This is a genomic window from Mesorhizobium sp. M1409 (assembly GCF_040317535.1).
Classification (GTDB): domain Bacteria; phylum Pseudomonadota; class Alphaproteobacteria; order Rhizobiales; family Rhizobiaceae; genus Mesorhizobium.
This window is the reverse complement of the sequence record NZ_JAMYKV010000069.1, coordinates 21177-28187: the sequence shown is the minus strand read 5'-3', so window position 1 is coordinate 28187 and position 7011 is coordinate 21177. Positions and strand designations below refer to the sequence as shown.

Sequence of the window (7011 nt, the reverse complement as noted above, 5' to 3'; positions counted from 1 at the left end):
ATACCACCCCTGGCGCGCGCCCCGGGGGGGCCCCCCCGCCCCCCCCCGCCCCCCCCCCCCCGCGGGGCCCCGCGCCGCGCCCCCCCCCCCCCCCCCGACACTCTCACCGGGATGGACGAGGAAGTCGACATCGATGGTGCCCTTGGTCACGTCGAGCGCGCGGATGGTGTAGACGCGTGCCACCGGTCGCCGGTCGTCGGCTGGCCAGGCCGGCAAGCCATTGCCCCCGAGCACCGGCCACAGCGGATCGGGCACCTCCCTGGTCGGGAACAGCATGCGGATATGCATGCCGCCGAATTTGGCGAAGCGGGAAAGGTTCTCGCCGGCGAGGCGAATGCGGCGCATATGAGCGGTAAGGTCGCGAACATCCGTCACCGTCATCTCGCGGAACTGAGCGAGGCTGGTTTCGCCCGAGAGATCGCCGGTCCAGACGATCTCGGGGTTTTCCTCCCTGGCATAGACCTGGACCGCCGTCGCGAGCAGGTCCTTGATGCGGGCCAGCCCGTCGCTGTCGGCGGCATTGGCCCGCATCACCCGCCGCTCCACGTCGATGGAGGCACGGCCAAAGGCGAAACGGAAATCGATGCGCCGCCCATGATGCGAAGCATCGGCCTCGAAACTCTGCAGCCTGTCGCTGATGCGTTCCATGTAGTCGGGCAGGTGCCGCAGGTCGAGCCGCGCTTCGCAGACCAGTTCGCGCACCGATGCTTCGCTCATTCTAGCCTCCGATCCTGCCGGTGAAGGCCACCTTGAAAGTGCGGCCCTTGCCCTGTTCCGTTGCCGCCGAGGTCGACCATGCGCTTTGCGGGTCGGTGTAGGCGGTGTTGAAGACGTTATCGACGCCGAAATCGAGCTTCAGGTTGTCGTTGACGCGCCAGTTGGCGAAGACGTTGACCAGTTCGAAACCGTCGTCGACGACCGGCACGGCGTTGGGATTGGTGCGGCTGGTGCGGGTGATCTTGCCGACGCTGAGATATTGCGCACCGACGGTGAGCTGGTCCTCCAGCATGCGGAAGCCGATGGTGGCCGAGAAACGGTCGAGCGGCGTGTTGCTCAGCGCCTGGCCGGAATAGACGCCGCTGACGACCTTGGCGTCGATCAACGCCCCGGCAAGATTCACAAAACCCCAATTGTAGTCATAGACCATCTCGACCTCGACGCTCTTCAGGCGCGCGTCGCCGATGTTGATCGCCGTGCGCGGCAGGACCGTCAGGTCGACGTCGATGTAATCCTCGACGTCGGTGTGGAAGACGTTGACCTTGGCACGCAGCCGGTCGCCCGCGGTCAGCACGTCGTCATATTTCACGTTGATGCCGGCCTCCCAGTTCTTCGCCGTCTCGGGCTGCAGCAGAAGATTGGGTCGATAGCTATCGCCGCCGCCATGCGCGCCGCCGCCGCGGAAGACATCCTGCAGGCCCGGCGCCCGGTAGCCTTCGGAATAGGTGCCATAGAGCTGGAAGCCTTCGAACGGTGTAACGCCGACGGTGAGACGCGGCGACCAGCGGTCGCCTGAGATCGAGGCTTCCTGCGGAGGCACGGTGCGGGTCTCGCCATCCAGCTGGTAGCCGTCGTAGCGCATGGCGGCGATCACCTGCAGCCAGTTCTCGTAGTCGCCCTGCCACTGCAGGAAACCGCCGTAGCCCTGCTGCTCGCCGGCACCGAAATGAGCGGCCTCGGATGACGCTTCGAGATAGTAATAGTCGAGCCCGTAGGTCAGCGAGTGGGCGATCTCCCAGGCGTCGAAGCGTGAGGAGTTCTTCACATTGAAGCCTGTCGTGGCGACATCGTAAAAACGGAAATTGCCGATCGCCGAGACGGGCCAGACCTGCGTCTGCTCGGCGCGGGTGCGGTTATGATAGGCATTGGCGCTGAAGTCGATCAGCTCGTTGTCGTCGGGCTTCCAGGTGTAGGCCGCGGTGTAGGTCTGGTTGGTGGTGTTGGTGTCGTAGCGGCTCAGCGTCGGCGAGGTCGAGCCGCTCGAACCGGTGATCTGGTCGTTGTAGCGCTGAAGGATGGCGCCGAGCTTCAGCTCGTGGCCATCGGCCGGCCGCAGCGTCGTCTTCAGATAACCGCTGGTTACTCGCTCGCCGGTCCATGGCACGGTGTCGCCATTGCCGTCGGTGTAGCTGTCGCGGTCACGGTGGATGAGGTTACCGATGATGTCGGCATCGTCGCTGAAGCGGTAAGCGCCGGTGGTGCTGGTGGTGAAGCCGTCGCCATTGTCCTCGTAGCCGAGCTTCTCGCTCAGCGCCCAGCGCTCGTCCTTCTTGAGGAAGTCGCCGGCATCCTTGGTCTCGAAGGAGACGACGCCGCCGATGCCGCCTGAACCATAAGCATTCGACACCGGGCCTCGAATGACGGTGGCTTCCTTGATCAGGTCGGGTTCGACATAGAACGAGCCAGAGCCATGACCAACGCGCCAATAGTCCTGCCGGGCGCCGTCGAGGGTGACGACGACGCGGCCATATTGTTCCAGGCCGCGGATGTTGATGGCGGTCGCCGGGTCGTCGCCGTTCATCGAGGCAGCGACGCCCGGCGTGGTGCGGAAGATGTCGGCGGCGGTGTCGGGCTGGATGCGGTCGAGCTCATCCTGATCGATGGCGCTGATGGCGGCCATCGATTCGATGACGGCGGTCTTGATCATCGTCGCCGAGATGGTGATCACATCAAGCATCGTCGCCGGTTGCTCGGCACTGGCCGGCGCCAGGCGGCCGGTCTTGGCGGTGGCCTTTTTCTCCTGGTCCTGTTCCTGCGCACTGGCAAAGGGCACGGCGCAGAGGCCGAGCACGAAGGCGAGCGCGGTGCTCGCCATCAAGGTCTTGTTTGTTGTCGTTGTCATGCAGCCCCCAAGCAAAAAGCAAAAACGGCTGGCGGTGGCTGAACGGCCTTGGCTGGCATGATCGAAAAAACCTCGACCATGCGGTCGGGGCACGAGCCACTTATTAAAACATGATGACATAAGTCAACTTTAAATTTATAGCCGACCGTCATCGAGAAGCATTGGCTTGGAGTAGCGTGATGGTCGGCAGTGTGAGCGAGGGCAGGGGGATTCGCTGGTTGCAACCGGGCAGGATCGCGGCGGTGCTGCTCCTGGCGCTGTCGGTGTTGGCGCCGTCCGGTGGCTTCAAGGCGCTGGCCGCCGAGACCGTTGTCGACGCGTTGGGACCAACCGTCGCGCCGGGACCGGGAACCAGGATCCTGACGCTGGGCTCCGACGTCACCGAAATCGTCCATGCGCTGGGTGCCGGCGGGAGGATCGTCGGCGTCGATCGCGGCAGCAAATATCCGCCATCCGTGACGCAGAAGCCCAATGTCAGCTATCGCCGCCGGCTTTCGGTCGAAGGACTGGCGAGCTTGCGTCCCGACCTGATCCTGGCGGCCGAGGACAGCGGGCCTCCCGAAGCGGTCGAGGTGCTGAAGTCGCTGGCGATCCCGGTCGTCTTCATCCCGCAGGACAACAGCCCACAAGGCATCGAGCGCAAGATCACGCTCGCCGCCGCCCTTGGGCTCGAGGACAAGGGCAAGGTGGTTTCCGCCGAGGTGCTCACTGCCTTTCAGGCGGCGGCCGATCTGGCGTCGAAGATTCCGCCGGGGCGGCGTAAGAAGGTGATGTTCTTCCATGGTCTCGTGAAGTTGAGTGCCGCCGGCGCCGGCACCTCGGCCGACGCCATCATCCGCTATGCCGGCGGCCTCAACCCGATGGACGTCGTGCAGGGCTACAAGGCGGCGTCGGAGGAAAAACTGATCGAGATGGCGCAGGATGTGATCGTGATGATGAGTGACGGCAAGGGCGGACCCACGCCCGAGCAGGTGTTCGCCAACCGGGCGCTGGCGGCAACGCCGGCGTCGGTCAACAAGGCGCTGATCGTGCTCGACGGCGCCTATATGATCGGCTTCGGCCCGCGGACATCAGATGCTATCCGCGACCTGGCGAAGGCGCTTTATCCAGAAGGATAAGCGTTGACCAAGCTTGCTGCTCAGATCTCCGGGATGTTCTCCTTGAAGATCACCTGCAGCCTTGGCTGGTGCAGTTCATAGGGCAGCCCCCGGACCGCATGGGTCAGGGTGTTGAGCGCCTCACGGGCCTCGACACGCGGGTTCTGGTCGATGACCGCGTCGAGCGTGCCGTCGAGCAGGAGGTCCTTGGTGCCGTCCGTCACCTCGTGGCCGAGGAAGACCATGGACTGGGCGCGGCCGCGCTCCTTGAGCGCGCGGGCGATGCCGGTGTTGCCGGCGCCGACATTGTAGATCGCGGCAAGGTCGGGGTGCCGCTCCAGCAGGGCGGACGCTTCTGAATAGGCCTTCTCGCGGTCGTCGAGCATTTCGCGCATCTCGACGATCTGCAGATTGGGCGATTCCTCCGTCAGGATATGGCGGAAGCCCATCTCGCGTTCCTCATGGCCGCGATAGGACAGCGAGCCGGCGAACAGCGCCACCTTGCCCGGACGACCGGATCCCATGAAGCGGTTGAGCAGATAGCCGGCCAGCCGCCCGGCGGCGCGGTTGTCGATGCCGATATAGGCGACCCTGGGCACATGCAGGATGTCGGAGGCGATGGTCACCACCTTGATGTCGTTGGCCGACAGCGAGCGGATCGCCTCGCGCACCGTCGGATGGTCGAGCGCGATGACGCCGACGCCTTGCGTCCGGCCGCGCAGATCCTGCAGCAGGCGGGCGAGACGATCCGGATTGAACCCTTCGATGGTGGCAATGTGAACGTCGAGGTCTGGCCGTGACCGCGCCTGCGCCTCGATCTGGCGGTGCAGCATCTTGATGAAGGAATTGGTACCGGCGGGCAGCGCGAAATCAAGCCGGATGATGTCGCCGGGCAAAGGCCGCGGCGGCGCCCCATTCGGGCTTTCGGCGATATAGCCGAGGCGCTGCGCCATTTCGAGCACGATTTCTCGCGTGCGCGCCCGTACGCCGGGGCGGTTGTTGAGCACTCGGTCGACCGTGGCGGCCGAGACACCGGCTTCCCGGGCTATGTCAGTCAGGGTGGACCGCAACGTCTTTCATCTCCTGCATGCGTCAGGTCGGCTGGCGACGGCTTTCGTGCCGTCCGCGATTCTGATGGGAAATGATGTATCCGCCCTTGGCCGATGTGCAAGCCGCCGGGCTAAATCAAATCGCCCGGCAGGGCTTCGCAGACCCGGGAAGAGGCGTTTTCCCTCAGATCGAGGCATCAGGAGTGAGGTATGGATCCCGGTTTTGCGCATTTCCTCGCCCTTTTGCAATGTTGTGATGTCTTTTGACTATTTATGATGTTGACAGCCTTCCCATGCTGCCGTCAATATCCCTCATAGGGTCGTGGAGGAAACGTGGCCCTAAGGGAGGAGTTTCAATGTCCAATTTGATCCGCATCTCGCGGCGTCGCTTGCTTGCGTCCGGAGGAAAGGCCGCCGTGATCATGGCCGCCACTGGCATTGCGCCGCAATTCATTCGTCCCGGCCGCGCCTACGCGGCCGACGCGCTGGCGCCAGGCATGATCGGCGGCCCGACGGGCTTCGATGGGGCCGAGCGCTATCAGTACGGCGCCGACACGCCGGAAGGACGCGCCATCGAGGCGGCCAAGGCGCTAAAGGGTGCCGGCAAGGCGCCGGCCAAGATCGTACTCGGCCTGTCCGACGGCTCGATCGGCCAGCTCACGCAGCCGTTCCCGGCCGGCGCGCCATCGATCAAGGATCTGTGGGAGAAGGAGACCGGCATTCCGATCGAAATCGTCGGCCTGCCGAACGGCCAGGAATTCACCAAGACGATGCAAGACATCTCCACCAAGGGTGGGGCCTACGACATCTATTCGACCGAATGGAACCGCCTCGGCGACCTCGCCGAGACCGGCGGCATCGCCAAGCTCGACGACTTCGTCGCGCAGTACAAGCCCGAGTGGGACGATCCCACGAACGGTTATGTCAACGGCGCCAAGGGCGTGTCGCTGCTCAACAAATATCGTGGCTCGAACTATGGCGTGTCGCTGGACGGCGACTTCCAGACCTGGGTCTACCGCAGCGACCTGTTCGGCGACGAAGCCGAGAGGAGGGCCTTCAAGGACAAATACGGCTATGATCTGACGCCGCCGAAGACCTGGAAGCAGCATGGCGATATCGCGGCCTTCTTCCAGCGCCCGGACAAGGGCCTGTTCGGCTCGACCGACCTTCGCAACCAGGGCTGGGGCTACACCAACTGGTATCAGCGCTATGTCTCGATGGCCTCGCCCAACCAGTTCCTGTTTGGCGACGATGGCAAGCCGATGGTCAATTCCGAGCAGGGCATTGCCGCCACCAACGAATATGTCGCTTCGCTCGCGCATCATTCGCCGGATGCGATCTCCTGGGGCTGGCCGGAGCAATATGGCAATTTCGCCAAGGGCGGTGCGGCGATGACCTGCGCCTTCTCCAACCTGCCGAAATTCCTCGACAATGCCGGCAACAAGGACTCGGCTGTCACCGGCAAGATCGGCTCGATGCTGCCGCCCGGCCGCGAGATCGACGGCAAGCTGATCAGCCGTTCCGTGCTGTGGTTCTCGCTGACCGGCATGGTCTCGTCGCAGTCGAAGAACCAGGAGGTTGCCTATCTCCTGCTGCAATGGCTGGGTTCCGCCCGCATCTACGCGTGGATGAGCGCCAACCCCGGTGGTTACCTGGACCCGTTCCGGCTTTCGGATTTCTCCGATCCGCTGGTGCGCCAGACATACCATGCCTACCACATGGACGTGGTGCGCGAGACGGTAGCCCGCACCGTGCCGACCATCAACTATCCCGGCGCGACAGCCTTCCACAATGCGCTGGACGAGAACCTCATGGCGGCGCTGACCAAGGCCAAGACATCAGAGCAGGCGATGGCCGACACCGAGGCCGAATGGAAGAAGATCGCCCGCCGCACCGGCGAGGACAAATTGCTCGAAGCCATCAAGACCAACAAGGAGGCCTGGCCGACAGTTCTCGATCCGATCGTCTGATCCGTCTCCCTGGATCACATCGAAGGAGGGGAGGAGCTTGCTTCTCCCCTCCGCCC

General features: G+C 64.0%; 5 protein-coding genes. 2 read left to right on the top strand and 3 right to left on the bottom strand.

The annotated features are described in order from the left end of the window. Both NKG99_RS32165 and NKG99_RS32160 read right to left on the bottom strand, forming a co-directional pair. The coding region (locus NKG99_RS32165) for a siderophore-interacting protein (protein WP_352873307.1) at positions 1–717 on the bottom strand (717 nt) is incomplete at its 3' end. A 1-nt stretch (position 718) separates the two neighbouring features. After that, entirely contained in the window at positions 719–2839 is a 2121-nt protein-coding gene (locus tag NKG99_RS32160) for a TonB-dependent hemoglobin/transferrin/lactoferrin family receptor (RefSeq protein ID WP_352873305.1), read from the bottom strand. Positions 2840–3018: 179 nt separating this feature from the next. Between NKG99_RS32160 and NKG99_RS32155 the strand changes: the two genes are divergently transcribed. Continuing rightward, a complete protein-coding gene (locus NKG99_RS32155; protein WP_352873303.1) occupies positions 3019–3957 on the top strand; it encodes a heme/hemin ABC transporter substrate-binding protein in 939 nt (312 codons plus the stop codon). Positions 3958–3977: 20 nt separating this feature from the next. On the opposite strand, the gene NKG99_RS32150 is transcribed toward NKG99_RS32155, so the two are convergent. After that, entirely contained in the window at positions 3978–5006 is a 1029-nt protein-coding gene (locus tag NKG99_RS32150; protein WP_352873302.1) for a LacI family DNA-binding transcriptional regulator, read from the bottom strand. Positions 5007–5341: 335 nt separating this feature from the next. Here NKG99_RS32150 and NKG99_RS32145 point away from each other — a divergent pair, with 335 nt between their 5' ends. Next, entirely contained in the window at positions 5342–6955 is a 1614-nt protein-coding gene (locus NKG99_RS32145; RefSeq protein ID WP_352873300.1) for an extracellular solute-binding protein, read from the top strand. Positions 6956–7011 lie beyond the last annotated feature (56 nt).